Origin of the sequence: Mangrovibacter phragmitis (genome assembly GCF_001655675.1) — a bacterium.
Lineage (GTDB): Bacteria > Pseudomonadota > Gammaproteobacteria > Enterobacterales > Enterobacteriaceae > Mangrovibacter > Mangrovibacter phragmitis.
Window position 1 is genome coordinate 24349 of record NZ_LYRP01000047.1, and the last position, 15489, is coordinate 39837.

The 15489-nt window shown below is 49.1% G+C and carries 16 protein-coding genes; 6 read left to right on the forward strand and 10 right to left on the reverse strand.

The genetic code is table 11. From position 1 onward, the window contains the following. Positions 1–526: 526 nt before the first annotated feature. Positions 527–2188: a methyl-accepting chemotaxis citrate transducer gene (gene tcp, locus A9B99_RS19050; RefSeq protein WP_064600335.1), complete on the forward strand. Its 1662-nt coding sequence runs from the start codon at positions 527–529 to the stop codon at positions 2186–2188. Positions 2189–2682: 494 nt separating this feature from the next. Next, entirely contained in the window at positions 2683–3432 is a 750-nt protein-coding gene (locus tag A9B99_RS19055; protein ID WP_064600336.1) for a hypothetical protein, read from the forward strand. Positions 3433–3440: 8 nt separating this feature from the next. On the opposite strand, the gene A9B99_RS19060 is transcribed toward A9B99_RS19055, so the two are convergent. From A9B99_RS19060 to A9B99_RS19075, 4 genes are all read right to left on the reverse strand, one after another. Continuing rightward, the gene (locus tag A9B99_RS19060) at positions 3441–4040 is read right to left on the reverse strand and encodes an alpha/beta hydrolase (protein ID WP_064600338.1); all 600 of its coding nucleotides are present in this window, start codon (positions 4038–4040) and stop codon (positions 3441–3443) included. A 10-nt stretch (positions 4041–4050) separates the two neighbouring features. Next, a complete protein-coding gene (locus tag A9B99_RS19065) occupies positions 4051–5010 on the reverse strand; it encodes a glutathione S-transferase family protein (protein ID WP_064600339.1) in 960 nt (319 codons plus the stop codon). Between the two features lie 27 nt (positions 5011–5037). Further along, positions 5038–5448, reverse strand: a complete 411-nt coding sequence (locus A9B99_RS19070; protein ID WP_064600342.1) for a DoxX family protein — start codon at positions 5446–5448, stop codon at positions 5038–5040. A gap of 109 nt (positions 5449–5557) precedes the next feature. Next, positions 5558–6457, reverse strand: coding sequence for a LysR family transcriptional regulator (locus A9B99_RS19075; RefSeq protein ID WP_064600344.1), 900 nt, complete (start codon positions 6455–6457; stop codon positions 5558–5560). 183 nt (positions 6458–6640) lie between these two features. Here A9B99_RS19075 and A9B99_RS19080 point away from each other — a divergent pair, with 183 nt between their 5' ends. Continuing rightward, on the forward strand, positions 6641–7621 hold the full coding sequence (locus A9B99_RS19080) for a GGDEF domain-containing protein (RefSeq protein ID WP_064600346.1): 981 nt from the start codon (positions 6641–6643) through the stop codon (positions 7619–7621). On the opposite strand, the gene A9B99_RS19085 is transcribed toward A9B99_RS19080, so the two are convergent. The 3 genes from A9B99_RS19085 to A9B99_RS19095 all read right to left on the reverse strand — a co-directional run bounded on the left by A9B99_RS19085 (position 7595) and on the right by A9B99_RS19095 (position 10367). Next, positions 7595–8350, reverse strand: coding sequence for a substrate-binding domain-containing protein (locus A9B99_RS19085; protein WP_064600348.1), 756 nt, complete (start codon positions 8348–8350; stop codon positions 7595–7597). The two genes, A9B99_RS19080 and A9B99_RS19085, sit on opposite strands and share 27 nt — an antisense overlap. 1 nt (position 8351) lies before the next feature. Further along, complete coding sequence (locus A9B99_RS19090; protein ID WP_405027779.1) at positions 8352–9410, reverse strand: ABC transporter substrate-binding protein; 1059 nt, start codon at positions 9408–9410, stop codon at positions 8352–8354. A 75-nt stretch (positions 9411–9485) separates the two neighbouring features. Continuing rightward, positions 9486–10367, reverse strand: a complete 882-nt coding sequence (locus A9B99_RS19095; RefSeq protein ID WP_064600350.1) for a LysR family transcriptional regulator — start codon at positions 10365–10367, stop codon at positions 9486–9488. Between the two features lie 98 nt (positions 10368–10465). On the opposite strand from A9B99_RS19095, the gene A9B99_RS19100 reads away from it, so the two are divergent. Beyond that, positions 10466–10972 (forward strand): phenolic acid decarboxylase, encoded by a 507-nt coding sequence (locus A9B99_RS19100; protein ID WP_036105768.1) that lies wholly within the window; start codon positions 10466–10468, stop codon positions 10970–10972. Between the two features lie 171 nt (positions 10973–11143). Here the strand turns inward: A9B99_RS19100 and A9B99_RS19105 are convergent, their stop codons facing one another. Further along, entirely contained in the window at positions 11144–11572 is a 429-nt protein-coding gene (locus tag A9B99_RS19105) for a TOBE domain-containing protein (protein ID WP_064600352.1), read from the reverse strand. A 295-nt stretch (positions 11573–11867) separates the two neighbouring features. On the opposite strand from A9B99_RS19105, the gene A9B99_RS19110 reads away from it, so the two are divergent. Further along, the gene (locus A9B99_RS19110; RefSeq protein ID WP_064600354.1) at positions 11868–12110 is read left to right on the forward strand and encodes a hypothetical protein; all 243 of its coding nucleotides are present in this window, start codon (positions 11868–11870) and stop codon (positions 12108–12110) included. Positions 12111–12173: 63 nt separating this feature from the next. On the opposite strand, the gene A9B99_RS19115 is transcribed toward A9B99_RS19110, so the two are convergent. After that, on the reverse strand, positions 12174–13544 hold the full coding sequence (locus A9B99_RS19115; RefSeq protein WP_064600356.1) for a uracil-xanthine permease family protein: 1371 nt from the start codon (positions 13542–13544) through the stop codon (positions 12174–12176). Between the two features lie 302 nt (positions 13545–13846). Between A9B99_RS19115 and A9B99_RS19120 the strand changes: the two genes are divergently transcribed. Further along, positions 13847–14272, forward strand: a complete 426-nt coding sequence (locus A9B99_RS19120; RefSeq protein WP_064600358.1) for a universal stress protein — start codon at positions 13847–13849, stop codon at positions 14270–14272. Here A9B99_RS19120 and A9B99_RS19125 read toward each other — a convergent pair. Continuing rightward, the gene (locus tag A9B99_RS19125; RefSeq protein ID WP_064600360.1) at positions 14269–15354 is read right to left on the reverse strand and encodes a mechanosensitive ion channel family protein; all 1086 of its coding nucleotides are present in this window, start codon (positions 15352–15354) and stop codon (positions 14269–14271) included. The two genes, A9B99_RS19120 and A9B99_RS19125, sit on opposite strands and share 4 nt — an antisense overlap. Positions 15355–15489: the final 135 nt, after the last annotated feature.

The window sequence follows — 15489 nt, forward strand, 5'->3', positions numbered from 1 at the left end:
TTGTTTAACACTGCTTAAATGATCGGTAAAACCAATTAATACAACATTTTTGATCGATTAAATACGTGTTAATGCCTATCAATTCATGCGATTTGATCGATATAAACAGGTAATAATCCTATTGTTTTTTTATAGTTAATCATGTAATGGTCAATTTTTACCCATAAGGGAAATTTCATCGTACTACAGCGAACCGTCAACACATCAGCATGTGTTAAGGCCACCAACCCTCTTTGCAACCACAAAGCTATTTTATTCGAAAATGCCATTTAAAAATAAAGGAAAGCACTTTCATTTTTCATGGTGAAAAATAAAAACACCCACTCACTGATAATAAAGCATTAGAAAAATACGCATTTTCCTACCAAATATTAATGAATATAAAAACGAAGAAAAAATACATCAGTTAATATATACAAAAAAATCAAAACGTTAGTTATTTAAGTAATTTTTACCGAATAAAGTTTTAGCAGCACTTACCGATAAATTCACTATCTCTTGGTATATTCAATAATGGATTACAGACATGATAAAAAATCTGAAAGTCATAACCGGTATCATTGCAATATTGGTGATATTTTCGGTACTACAGCTGGTTACCAGTGGTTTTTTTTATTCCGCGGTTAATAATGATCGCCATAACTTTCAAAACTCAGATGTGCTGAACTACCAGCAGTCACAACTTACTGACAGTATTCTCACGCTTATCAAAACCCGTGTGACTATTAACCGGGTTGCCATTCGTTTTCTGAAGAACCAAAAAGACCAGGCTGCCATTGATGGAATGAAACGGTTGCTGGACAGTGCAGCAAAATCACTGATCCAGGCAGAAGGTTCTTTTGCTAAATACAAAGGGTCACAAAACATCAGTGGGCAGGATACAACCCTTGCCAGCCAACTGGAGCAAAAGTACCAGGCCATGCATGATGTAATGAAGATGTCCATTCAGTATCTGGGAGAAGGTAACTACCCGGCATATGGAAATCTGGATGCACAGCAGGCACAGGATGAGCTGGAAGGGATGTACAACCAGTGGCGTAAACAGAATGCCAGCCTGTTACAAAATGCCGGACAGGAAAATCTGAACAGCTATAACAGTATGAAATGGACGCTGGGCGTGATTCTGCTATTGGTGGTGGTCACTATTGTCGTTTTGTGGCGTGGCCTTCAGGTTATTTTGTTACACCCTTTACGCAAAGTAATGGAACATATCCGCGCCATTGCTGATGGCGATCTGACACGTAGTATCGACGCAACTGGCAATAATGAAATGGGGCAACTTTCTGCCGGGGTTAAAGCCATGCAGGGGTCGCTGGTTCGTACCGTTAGCGCGGTGCGTGAAACGTCAAACTCTATTTTCACTGGTGCCAGTGAAATCTCTTCTGGTAGCCACAATTTGTCTTCACGTACTGAAGAACAAGCCGCTTCCCTGGTGGAAACTGCGGCCAGTATGGAAGAACTGACAGCAACCGTTAAACAGAATACCGACAATGCGCGCCAGGCGGCGCAATTAGCGAAAACGGCCTCGGAGACGGCACTCAAAGGTGGTGAAGTGGTCAATACCGTCGTGCACACAATGAGCGCCATTGCCGACAGTTCACAACAAATAGCCCATATAACCAGCGTTATTGACAGTATTGCTTTCCAAACTAATATTCTGGCGCTCAATGCTGCCGTTGAAGCAGCGAGGGCAGGAGAACAAGGCCGCGGTTTTGCTGTTGTTGCCGGAGAAGTACGCACCCTGGCACAGCGCAGTGCACAAGCGGCAAAAGAGATTAAGGAGCTTATCGACAACGCAGTTTCCCGGGTGAATACCGGTTCCGGTCAGGTCAGAACCGCGGGCTCCACCATGCAGGATATAGTGCAGGCTGTTACCCGGGTAACAGATATTATGGGGGAAATAGCTTCCGCATCAGACGAGCAAAGCCGTGGCATTGAGCAGGTTGGCCTGGCCGTCGCACAAATGGATGGAGTCACTCAGCAAAACGCCTCCCTGGTTGAAGAGTCTGCTACCGCTGCAGCGGCACTGGAAGCGCTGGCAGGCAAGCTCCACCAGGTGGTGGATGTGTTCAGGATTAATGGTATGCCGAGCCCAACGACTTCCTCCCGCCCCACCCCACCCACTGCACGCGCAGCAACTCATGCCTTGCCGCCTGCTGGCAGCGATAATAACTGGGAAACGTTCTGATTTCCCTCCCCCTCAGGAATGAGAGCTTTCCCCACCCAACGCAGCGAATCTGCCTCGAGCTTACATTAGTAAGTGACCGGTGTGAGCGAGGCAGCCAACACACCTGTAGTGCGAAGAATGACGCACCAGGCGCTAAATTATTCGTGCTACAGGAAGGCGGCAACGCAGCGAGTCACCGGGAGCTTACATTAGTAAGTGACCGGTGTGAGCGAGACAGCCAACAGACCTGTTAGTGCAAAAAACGCCCCGCCAGGCGCTAAATTATTCGTGCTACAGGAAGGCGGCAACGCAGCGAGTCACCGGGAGCTTACATTAGTAAGTGACCGGTGTGAGCGAGGCAGCCAACACACCTGTAGTGCGAAGAATGACGCGCCTGAACACATTTGTTTACCCTTAGCCTTAGCCTGAAACCCTAACTTTGCACTCTGCTGACTGTGGCTGGTACGCAGAATGCCGTATTATGTGGGGGCGATAATGTGTGTGAGCCTGGGGTTATGTCTTTTCATCTTAAATGTTTGGTCGCTTTGGTGCTTACGGTTTCGGCTGGTGCGCAGGCCGATATTACTGAGGCGAGAATTACTGCTGATTGCGCTAAAGTGAGTCATTATGCGGCTGATGGTAAGGCGGCGTGGGCGGCAAATAAGTTTGCTGCTGCGCGTGCTGCGTTTGAAGAACAGGTAAGCTGGAGCGAGCAGTGCGACCTGCCTGATGACCAGATTGCTGCGGCTTATAATGCGGTAGCACGCACTTATATACAGCAGGCAGATTACCACCGGGCGAAGGCGTGGCTGATGCTTGCCCCTGGTTACCCTGAATCTGTGCAAAACCTGGCTTTAATTAAAGACAAACTGGCCGCTGAACCTTTTCCTGACTCACCGGATGGAGTGTGGTGGAAATACGCCGGGCGGGGTATCTGGCAAAGCATCAAAGTATCGGGAGCCAGGAATAACAAAATAAAAGTGGATTTTGAAGGGTATGCTTTTGGGCTGATGGGCCTGTATAACGGGCCAAATATGGGGCATTTCGTGCGTACTGTTGCCCTGTCGGGCGACCACGCGACGGTGAAATTACGCGATGATGACGATGACATCACCGATAATGACACCGACAGTGATTACAGCATTCACTGCAATATTCATCTGCAGTTCACGCCAGACCAGTTAACGGTCACCACCGACAGGCCGCGACAGTGTGGTTTTGGTCACAATGTTACGGCCAATGGTACATGGATTCGGGTACAGTAACAGGCGAATTACACAAGGTGTTTAGCCAGAAACTCACCTGCTTTATCAACACCTTGTTGCGTTATCGTGTGGCCTGCTGTGGCATCCCAGGCAACCTGTGCCTGAATACCCAGCGCCTTTAGTTTTTCCTGTGCCTGCTGGCTTTCCTGCCAGGGAATGACCGGGTCACGCTGCCCATGTACCAGCAATGTGGGCACACTGCCCACGGGTTTTCCCTGAAACGTTGCCAGCCTGCCAGAAAACGCCACCACCGCGGCCAGCGGCCAGCGGCCCGATACCAGCGCGTCCAGTGCCATAATCGAACCCTGAGAAAAACCCACAAATGCCAATTTGTCCTGTGAAGGGTCTACCCCCTGTTGCTGGCAAACAGCCTGAATAGTGCGGTCGAATTCCGGGCGAGCCTCAACAATTCGTTGTGGGCGATTCGCTTCTGTAATGCCATTAAGACTGAACCACTGCCAGCCACCACCCTGCCCAAAGGCCTGCGGGGCATTTGGAGCGCTGAAGTGGGTGTCGGGTAAACGTTCTTGCCATAACGGCCCGAGCACAGCCAAATCCGCACCACTACTGCCCACGCCGTGCAGAAAAATCACCAGTTTCTTCGTCATGTCCGGCTCCTTACAACCCATAAGCGCTCATATCTGGCCCTGTCGGAACAATTCCCGGTGGATTCAGCGCCTTAATGGAATAATAACCATGTTTGATATGGGCAATGTTCACCGTATCGCGCACCCCCGGAATATCAAGTACCCGCTGCATATACGGGTTGAGGAATGCATATTCACGCACCGGTTTCAGATTGCATTTAAACAACCCGTAGTAAGCCACATCAAAACGAATCAGCGTAACGAACAGGCGAATATCCGCCTCTGTCAGTTGTGTACCACACAAGAATGGTCGCCCATCGCTCAGGCGTGACTCCAACTGTTCCAGCATAGTGAAAACATCATTAAATGCGTCTTCATAGCTTTCTTGCGTCGTCGCGAAACCGGCACGATAAACACCATTATTCAGCCGTGGGTAGATAACCGCATTCAGCTTGTCTATCTCTTCACGCAATGGTTGCGGATATAAATCCCATGCATTACTGGCCAGGTCACCAAAGCCGCTGTCCAGCATGCGCAGGATATCGGCGGATTCATTATTCACAATGGTACCGGAAAGCTTATCCCACAGAACGGGGACCGTTGCCCGCCCTGTAAAATGCGGGTCAGCCCGGGTATAGAGCTCATGTAACCACTCAGCCCCATTCAGTTCATCAAGGTTCGCACCAGGAAAGTGCCCAAAGTGCCAGCCCTGGTCAAATAGCTGTGGTTCCACCACACTGACTGAAATAACGGACTCCAGCCCTTTCAGTTTACGCGCCATCAGCACCCGGGATGCCCAGGGACAAATATACGCAACATATAAGTGGTAGCGCCCGGCCTCAGCCTTAAATCCCCCGTCTCCGGTTACGCCAGGCGTACCGTCCGGCGTAACCCAGTGGCGGAAACTGGAGGTTTGCCGGACAAAACCGCCTTTCTCATCGGTTGCCTGAACCGGATGCCACTCGGTGGTCCATTTGCCATCTACCAGCATGGTTACCTCCTGATTACAGTAAAAGGTTTATTTACGGCCAAATGGTGTCGGTTTCAGTGCCAGTGCACCATCGCCAGTCAGAGCCAGCACAATCAGGCCAATTATCCAGAACCCGGGGAATTCCCAGCCACCGTTAGGGTTGGTAAAGAAGAACCCGGCCGGGCCATGCACGGTAAAAATCGCGCCAAGTAACACCGGAATCAGTGCAACGGCGGCAATACGGGGCCAGATACCCAAAATTAATGCCATCGCGCCAACCAACTCCCAGGCCATAGTGATATAAGCCAGCCCACCCGGTAAGCCCAGTGAAATAAAGAACTTCGCGGTACCAGCCGGAGTAAATACAAAGGCTTTTAAACCAAAGTGAGCTAAAAACAGAATACCCAGTGCGATACGCATTACCAAAGCAGCCCAGGGCGCAGTACGGTTATCAATCATGGTCTTTTCCTTTATCAGCAGAACATATATTGTCGATAAGGCAAGACTACGTTATTTCTGATTAAATGATTATCCGGGCAAAGTGAGATTATTTATTTCCGTTTCTGCACTAATCAAACCAGGACTGCGCAGCGAAAGCAGTGACCAGATAATCAATAAACGTCCGGGATTTATGGGCAAGATGGCGCGATGGTGGATAAATGGCATACAAACCCAGTGGCGGTGTATCCCACTGAGCGAGCAGCTTTACAACTTCTCCGCGGTGGATAGCATCACCGGCGACAAAAGTAGGTAACCTGGCGATACCTAAACCCGCCACCACTGCACTCAGGCAGGCTTCGGCATTTGAAAAACGTAACCGTCCTTTTACGGGAAAAGGAATGAGCTGACCACCTTCATGAAAATGCCAGTGATTTGGGTCGCGAAAGTTCGAGTCAACAATACAATCGAAATCTGCCAGTGACCGCCAGTGTTCAGGTGTACCGGCGCTGGCAAGATAAGTGGGTGATGCAACCGTCGTGATATGTATATCGCACAGTTTGCGGGCTATCAGACTGCTGTCTTCCAGGTTACCGATACGCAACGCCATATCAAACCCTTCTTCAACAATATTCACCCTCCGGTCTGAAAAACTGACATCCAGTTCAATATTGGGATATTCACGGGCAAAATTTACCATCACAGGCGTCAGTTGGCGCGTGCCAAAAGTAACCGGTGCAGAAATCCTCAACTTACCGGAAGGGTCACGGGCCGTATGGCGTACATCTGCATCCAGTGCTTCAAAGGCATCAATCAGCACTTTCACGCGCTCGTAATAAGCCAGCCCCACATCCGTGGGTGCCAGAGAGCGTGTGGAACGCTTAAATAACTGGATCCCCAGTTCTTTCTCCAGCCGTGAAATCAACCGGGATGCCTGACCATGGCTGGTATTCAGGCGTTGCGCTGCCCGGGCAAAACTACCAAGCTCCAGCACCATTACAAACATACGATCACAGTCCAGACGATCCATCTTATTCTCTCATGCAGTTTTATTACTTACTGGCTATGAAACCATAGCAGGACACATAAATTATGTTACCTGTCTGGTTCGAATGGTTGATATCTTAGTAATATGTATTTCGAGTAAATTATGTTCTGTTTGAGATTTGTCTCAAGACACAGAATTAAACTGCGCATCTGAGATAGCTGACTTATGTCGGAAGAAACATTAAAGCAACAAATACAAAATCTCAAAAAACATAATGCCAGATTAAAGCGTATTGCCCACGATGCCAGAGATAAATTAAGTGCGGCGCTGGATGGCACAGGGTTATGTTTATGGCAACTGGATATTCCCTCCGGAAAACTGGTTATTTTTAACCGCCGTTGGGGAGCCATGCTGGGGTTTCAGCCAAAAGAGCTAAATGCACATTTTGAGGTCTGGCGCGATCACCTGCACCCGGATGACCGTGATTTTGTGCTGGCTGCCTTTTATAACCATATTGAAGGCAAAACTCCGTTCTATGAAGCATTACACCGCATGAAAGCCAAAAATGGATCTGTTACCTGGGTGCTGGACAGAGGCAGAGTCACACAGTGGGATGACGAAGGGCGGCCATTGAAAGTGACGGGCACACATATTGATATGACAAAAGAAAAACAGTATGAACAACAACTTGCCCGTCTTGCAAACCACGATCCGCTCACCGGGCTGGCAAACCGCCACGCACTGACCAACCACTATAAGAAGCTACAGAAACAGTCAGTCTTTTCCATCGCATTTATCGACCTGGATAATTTCAAAACCGTCAACGATACTCTGGGGCACCGCAGTGGTGATAATCTGCTGGTACAACTCGCCCGGCGCATTAGCGAGATATGCCCATCAGATTGTGTTGCCGGTCGGCTGGGTGGAGATGAGTTTTTGCTGATTCTTCCCTGGAGCGTAAGCCAGCCTGAAACGCTGCATCTTGCCAGGCAAATTCTGGATGTCTCAATGGTGCCATTTGAGCTGGATAACGGCGAGGCCACCATTGGCGCTTCAGTTGGTTTGGTTGATGTTGGCAGTCATGAATCATTTGCCGATGCGGTTTTACGTGCAGACGAAGCTATGTACTCCATTAAGCACAATGGTAAATCAGGTATTGCTGTTGGCAGCCCACCACCGTCACCGGCACCCAACCGCCGCCGGTAAGTTCGCGAAAATTTCATCGCCACCCGGCCCAAACCCCGCGGCAATCAGAATTTTTTGTGCCAAAGGCGAGCCCAGAAACACAGCCAAACATTCCGCCTGCATATCCAGTAGCGCCAGCGTATATTGCGCCTGTACACCCATATCTTCAGGAATATCCAGAACTGTCAGCCCGGTGACACGACGCAGTCTGGCGGCATAGCTGGCATAACCGATAAACATATCAACGCGCCCCTGGTTTATCAGCCAGCCTGCAGCTGTTTCTCCTGGAGGAACAGACAGTGTTTCACTCCCGCCAACCAGGCATTGCGCACGTTGTTGAATAGCCATTCCCTGACCGGGATAACGCCATTCGATCTGGCGGAATAGTTGCCAGGTGTAGTCACCGGAAGGATCGCTGACCGGGGTGGATGTCCCCAGGCGCAGTTCAGGCCGGGAGAGCACGGAAAGCCAGGTGTCACCAGGTATCAGGCAGTCTGTTTTTACTGTCAGGCATAAACGGTTGGTGGCAAAGGGCATCACCTGGTGCGCTCTGCCAGCCATAAACAGTGAGAGCGGGTGATCAAGGTTTGCTGATGCAAATAAGTCACAAGATTCACCTTGTTCAATGCGCATTCGCAGAAGGCCTGCCGGGCCAAACCCAGTATCCACACGCTCACCACTCAGCTCATAAAATGCAGCCATTAACGGCTGCCAGACAGCCCGTAAACTCCCGGCAACAAGTGCTTTCATGTTAGTGTTCACCCTGGTAATGAGTACCATAAAACCGCAGATACCAACGATTAACCTCTTTGTTGATATCAATATCGCTAAAGCGTTGCGGGTAAAGCTTTTTCGCCATCCATAACTCGCCCAGCCCTACAGCTTCCGGCATCGGGTACCCCCAGGCTTTGGCATACTCCGGCATTAAGTAAACCCGGTGGTGCTTCACAGCATCAATCACCTGCCACTGAGGTGAGTGAGTGATGTCAGACACCACCTGTGGGTAACGCGCCTGGACAAAGATAACCTGAGGATCCCAGTTAATCACCTGCTCCATGGAAACCTGCTTATAGCCTTTTACTGTACTGGCAGCGACATTCACAGCACCAGCGCGGGACATCATCAGCCCGGTGTATTTTCCTGAGCCATAAGTGGTTAAATCCGGGTTTGCCATATAAGCCCGTACTTTTTCGCTTGCCGGGATGTCTTTCAGCCGGGAAGCCACTTCTTTGCGGTATGCAAATGCCGCCTCATTCAGTGCGCGGGCATCCGCCTGGTGATTAACTATCTCGCCAATCAGGGTAATGCCTTCACGCAACCCCTGGTCATACGCCTGTTCATCATTGGCAAGGGTTGGGTTCAACCTGGAGGCGTCTGTAGGTGTCGCGTCATGACGCAGCGAAATAGCAACTACCGGAATCCCCAGTTGTGTAATGCTGTCTATCATTGCTGCTGGAGCGTAATTCGTCACAAACACCACTTGCGGGTGAAGCGCTACCAGTTTTTCGGTATCCACATGTGTGAGATCACCAAGCCCCGGTGTGTTTGCCAAAAAGGGGGCCAGGCGCAAATAATTTTCACCTAATTGCTGTTTCCAGTTTGCCAACACACCAACAATTTTGTTCCCGGCATGCATTTGTACCAGCAAATTCAGTGTTTGGTGTTGCAGCACCACAACCCGGTCCACCTGGTCAGGAATTGTCACCTGCCTGCCTAACTGATCCGTTACTGTGCGCGAAGCCTGTGCAGTAAATGTCAGGCAGCAAAAAAACAAGGCTGCCATCCAGCCTGTAATAGTGGCGTGTTTCATCATGTCCCCTCAATTCGTTATGTAAAAAATTATATAACGAATGAATTACCGATGAACAGACAAACTATACGGCTTTTAACACTCCGGGCCGGAAGTTGCCTGTTTGAACAAGGCGGTTAATGTCTGTACGACTTGATCCGGCGGTGTGAGATCCTTTTTCACGATCAAATGCAAAGGGGTGGCGCGTTTTACACCATGAGGCAATGGCAATATTTTCAGGATACCGGCAGCAAGGTGCCCGGCGATGCGCTCTTGTGGCAGCCAGCCATAACCTACCTGGTACAATACAGCTTCGATGGCTGCTTCAAAGGTGGAAAATGTCCAAAATTCAGTTGCTGAAATCTGGTGTGTATCCTGAGCGCCGTCGAGTTCTGCGATGCGTACCTGAGGGTAACGTGACAACGCGTCCTCCCCGGGGAAAGGAGTGACCTGGTGTAATGGGTGGTCGCGGTGAGCAACCGCGACAAAATCAATATTCATCAGCCACTCACCACGACCGGTTATATCCTGGCGGCGGGAAAGGATCATGACATCAGCATCTGTGTTGATATCCACATGGTTTTCCAGCACTTCGGTGAGGTTAACCTGGGTATAAGGATGGCGTTGCTGGAACTGGCGTAATACTGAAAACAGCAGTGCGCGGGGAAAAATGCTGTCTACCACCAGGTCTAACCGGCTCCTGATACCACTACGCATTGACTGAGCGCGCGCCTCCACATAATCAAAAGCACTCAGCAGCGGCCTCACCTGAGTTAACAGTACCTGCCCGGCAGGCGTCAGCTCTGCCCGGCGCCCCACCTGACGCAATAACTCCACCCCGAGGCGGCTTTGCAGTAACCCCAAATTATAACTGACTGAAGACTGACTACGGCTGGTTGCTTCCGCGGCTTTCGCAAAACTGCCCAGCCGTACCACCTGGTCCAGCAACCCCCACTGTTCAAGTGTTGTTTTGTGCATAACCCATCCAATTTTTAACTCAATTTAATGCAAAATTAGCGTTATTCATTCAAAAAATGAAGATGTAAGCTGTATTCATTCCACAGAGGAGAGACAAAATGAGCACCTTTGATAAACACGATTTGCAAGGTCTGGTAGGAAAACACCTGGTTTATACTTACGATAATGGCTGGAATTACGAAATTTACGTTAAAAATGATCGCACTATGGATTACCGTATTCACAGTGGGATCGTCGGTAACCGCTGGGTGAAAGATCAACGTGTCTTTATCGCCCGTGTGGGGGAAAGCATTTATAAGATCTCATGGACCGAACCAACTGGTACCGATGTCAGCCTGATTGTTAACCTGGCGGATCGTCTGTTCCATGGCACCATCTTCTTCCCGCGCTGGATAATCAATAACCCGGAAAAAACTATTTGTTTCCAGAATGACCATATCCCGGAAATGGAAGCTTACCGCGCTGCAGGCCCGGCTTATCCTACCGAAGTCATTGATGAATTCGCGACCATTACCTTTATCCGTGACTGTGGTGAAAATAATGAAAGCGTCATCGCCTGTGCAGCCAGCGAACTGCCGAAAGATTTCCCCAATAACCTGAAATAAGGTTAATAGCGCAGTTCAGTGATTAACAGGGTATGCCACATACCTGCATAGCGTAAAAGAGGGAACAACGTTTCCTTCTTTTTGTATATGAATTAGAAAAAACCGGTAACCACGTCATCAAAAGCAGACATGCTTACCGGTTTCAGCCAGGCGGTGGGCACAAACAGGCGGTTAAGCTTTAACAGCCAGTACCACACTGGAGGCCTTGACCAGAGCAATAACCCGGCTCCCAGCCACTAATCCCATCTCATCAGTACCTTCATTAGTGATAACGGAAATCAGGGTAAAACCGGCATCAGTCTTAACATGAACGGTGGTATTCACTGCGCCTTTTTGCACGGACTCCACCACGCCAGCAAACTGATTACGAGCTGAAAAAATTAGCCCGCTGTCTTCAGATGCCAGAATAACCCAGGGGGCTTTAACTAACGCGACCACACTTTTGCCCACGGCCAACCCCATTGCCGTTTTACTGGTATGAGTGACAACCGCGACAAGTTTAGCGCCGCTTGCAAGGGTCAGTTCAACTTCATCGTTTACCGCGCCATCGGCGACCAAAGAGACAACACCGGCTAACTGGTTACGTGCTGAAACAGCCATATCCTGCTCCTGTATGTGATAAACCGCACAAAAAAGAATACCCACACAGAATGACAGGAAATAATCACAACCGACAATAGATAAAACTGATAATCATCAGAATGGGGTAAGACGCAGCCCGGAGACTGGAGCAGCAACCCGGAGGTACTGAAAGATAATCATGGAAACCCCCTACGTAAGCAGCAATTTTAGCGTTCTGTCCTGACTTATGAGAAATCTGTCGCCTCCAAAGATAAATTGCTTTGCTACGCTTTACTGGCAGTCCCCAATAAATTTTTAAAACAAGGAACTGACTATGCCACGCAAACCCGGCCAACATATTGTTCATGTTGATAAAGCAATCGACTTCATGGCATCAACCCAGGCTTTCCTGGAGTACCTGAATAAGCAGGGCAATCCTGCAACACTGACTCATGATATTCCGCCCGAATATCAGGATTTTTTTGCCCAGCGCCTTGCGTGGTACCGTAAACTTTACCGCCCGGACCCTATTAACGGTAATCAGGCTGTATCTGAAAAAGAACATGGCGCAGGTTAATGCTGCGCCATTCAGCAAGATACGCTCTAAATGCTCAGGAGACGGGAACATTCAGCGCGTTAATCAGCGCGCAGAGGTTGCCGCACCAGCTTTCACTATTTGTGGTTCATCATGTGGCATTAACAGGTTAAGTACCATTGCTGCAATCCCACCGCTGGTAACAGCATGACCAAAGATATTGCCAATAATTTTCGGAAACTGTCCGAGAACTTCGGGCACCGCCTCAATACCCAGACCAATACCAAACGAAATGGCAATGATCAGCATTTCTCTGCGGCCTAACGGGTTTTGCGTCATGATCCGAATACCTGCCGCCACTACACTGCCAAACATCACCAGTGTCGCGCCACCTAAAACCGGAGCCGGGATTTGTTGCAGTAACCCACCAACAACCGGGAACAGCCCTAACAGTAATAAAATCACGCCGATATACATGCCAACATAACGACTGGCGACACCGGTCATTTGGATAACCCCGTTATTTTGCGCAAACGTGGTGTTAGGGAAAGACGAGAACATTGCAGCAACCATACAGCTTACGCCGTCAGCCATAATCCCGCCTTTCAGGCGTTTACGGAACGATTCTCCTTCAATTGGCTGTTGTGAGATCATGCAATTCGCCGTCAGGTCACCTACGGCTTCGAGAATGGAAATAAATGAAACCAGCGCAATAGGGATGAAAATAGCCCAGCTAAAATGAAAACCAAAGCGGAATGGCTGAGGTAAAGCGAACCACTGTGCTGGCAAAGGCTGGATGGCCAGATGCCCGGTTACCGCAGCAGCGGTACAACCCACCGCAATCCCAATTACAATAGCTGACAAGCGCAAAACCCGGCTACGAGAACGGTTCAACGCGATAATAACCAGTAAAGTCAGTGCACCCAGCCCCAAATTGGCAGGCGAACCAAAATTAGCGACACCATGCCCGCCGCCCCAGTCAGTAATACTGACTTTAATCAGGCTGATACCAATCAGTGCAATGACGGTGCCGGTCACCAACGGTGTCAGAACCCGGCGCAGTGAATCAAAAAAACGGCTGACCAGTAATGGGATAAATGCTGCGACGAAGTTAACGCCAAAGATCATCGCCAGCACATCTTCAGAACTACCGCCCTGGCTTTTAACTAAAAAGCCTCCGGACAGAATCACCCCAAGGAAAGCAAAACTGGTGCCCTGCAGGCTAATCATACCGGCACCCACTCCCCACACACGTTTAGCCTGAAGAAAAGTGCCAATGCCTGATGCCAGCAATGACATACTGATGAGATATGGCAGGTAAGCATTCAGCCCCAGAACTGAACCAATAATCAGTGGTGGTGTGATTATTCCCACCACACTGGCCAGCACATGCTGAACTGCCGTCAGGAGTGCGGCCCAGGGAGAAATGCGCTCCTCAAGCCCATAGATCAATTCTTTTTGGTTAGTTTCTGACATGGTAAGCATCCTGATCCGTTGAGTACCAAAGTAAAATGCATAAACCAGGCCAGGTATGGTGGAACCAGGCTTTTTACCACCTTTCGCGTGCAGAGTGGGTGTTGAACCGTTTTATTGGCTGCACCAGGTGAAACCATAAAATCGCATATGCACCATATTGTTACTTTCGTTTCACCAAAAGCATCACAAAACCTCCTTTTGCACAACATTGATGCAACAAACAGAAATGCGCTTTAGCGCACAGCGATAACCTGAAAGCACTGGCTATAGTTAGCATCAGAGGGAGAGCACGGGAGGGTGATATGAAACACTATCAACATATTTTGGTGCTGGTTAACGATGAACAGGATGGTCCACTGCTGTTACACCGGGCAAACCAAATGGTTCACCAGGATGCCCGGATAACCCTGGCGCATATTATGATTGATTACCGGGCCATGAATTATATTTCCGACAGCATGATGAACGATGCAGGCTCAAACCAGGTTATTGAAATCAAAGCATTACTTAACCACCTGGCAGCCAGTAGCCCTTACCCGGTAACTACCCGGGTGATTATCTCGTTAGACAAGGTCAGGGCTCTGGCAACATTTATCCGCAAACAGGAGGTTGACCTGGTGATTATTGGCCACCATAACCGGTTGTTTGGTGTACTGACCTCACGCTCCATGGCCTTTATCAACCACCTGGATGTGGACTGTTTTATTTGCCATATTCCGCCGGACTAGGCTGCAGCACGGTCCTGATTATCCTGAGGGATAATCACCCGGCAAGGGACAGCCAGGCTGACATTGATTTCATTCAACCGCTCAATCAGGCGAATATTAATCTCCTGCTGAATATCCATATATTTGTTGTAGTCAGCAGTATCGACAATATGCACCACTTCAAAAGTCAGCCGGTCCTGGTCAAACGACAGAAAATGCCCACGGTCAAATTTCGTCCCGCCAACCTGTTCAATAACCTCTTTAAGCAGTGGGCCGATTTTGCGTAATTGTGCTGCGGTGGTGGAGTAAGAAACACCAAAGGTAAAGACAATTCGCCGGGTATTCATGCGCTTGTAGTTATGAATTATCTGCTGCAACAGTATTGCGTTGGCACAAACAATTTGTTCACCACTCAGGCTGCGTATCCGCGTGGTTTTCAAACCGATATGTTCAATACTGCCCGCGACATTGTTGAACACAATGAAATCGCCAATCTCAAAGGGCTTATCAAACCCAATCGCCAGTGACGCAAACACATCACTCAATACTGTTTGTACCGCCAGAGCAATTGCGATACCGCCAACCCCCAGGCTGGCAACCAGTGCGGTAATGTCTACCCCCGCATTGGCAAGGATAGAGAGCAGCATGATTGACCAGACCAGCGCCCGTAATATCAGCCCCAAAATGACCAGTGTGACCGGGTTACGGGAGGTGCCAGGAGCAAAAAGCAACTTTTTCATCCATGACTGGATCCCCTGGTCAAACCAAATCGCAATCTGCAATGCCAGGACCAGAAACCAGGCATGGGAGATTGTACTGTGCAGCGTATCAGGCAAGGCAACGAATTGCAGGCTGAAGAGGAATGCGGCAAACAGAATCAGTAATTTTTTGGTTTTATGTAAAACTTCAAAAAAAATGAAGTGAAACTGCGTATTGTGGGACGTGTTTTGCGACCAGGCATCAACCCGGTGGTGAATAAACTTTATCAGGCGATTAACCAGAAAATAGGTCACCAGCGTTATCACTATCACTAATGCCACATCGGTCCAAAAAGGCAAGGACGTCAGCAAATTCAGGTAGTTTGTTCGTTGAAGTATCTCCATGCAGACTCCATAGCAGAAATGTGAAGTTTGCGTATAAGTATAGTTGCTCGAGCCAGTACGCCTGGTTTTCAGGCTTTAATGCAGTTTTTTCCTGGCCCTTCTGTAATGAAAATGGCCAGTCTTTAGTGACTGGCC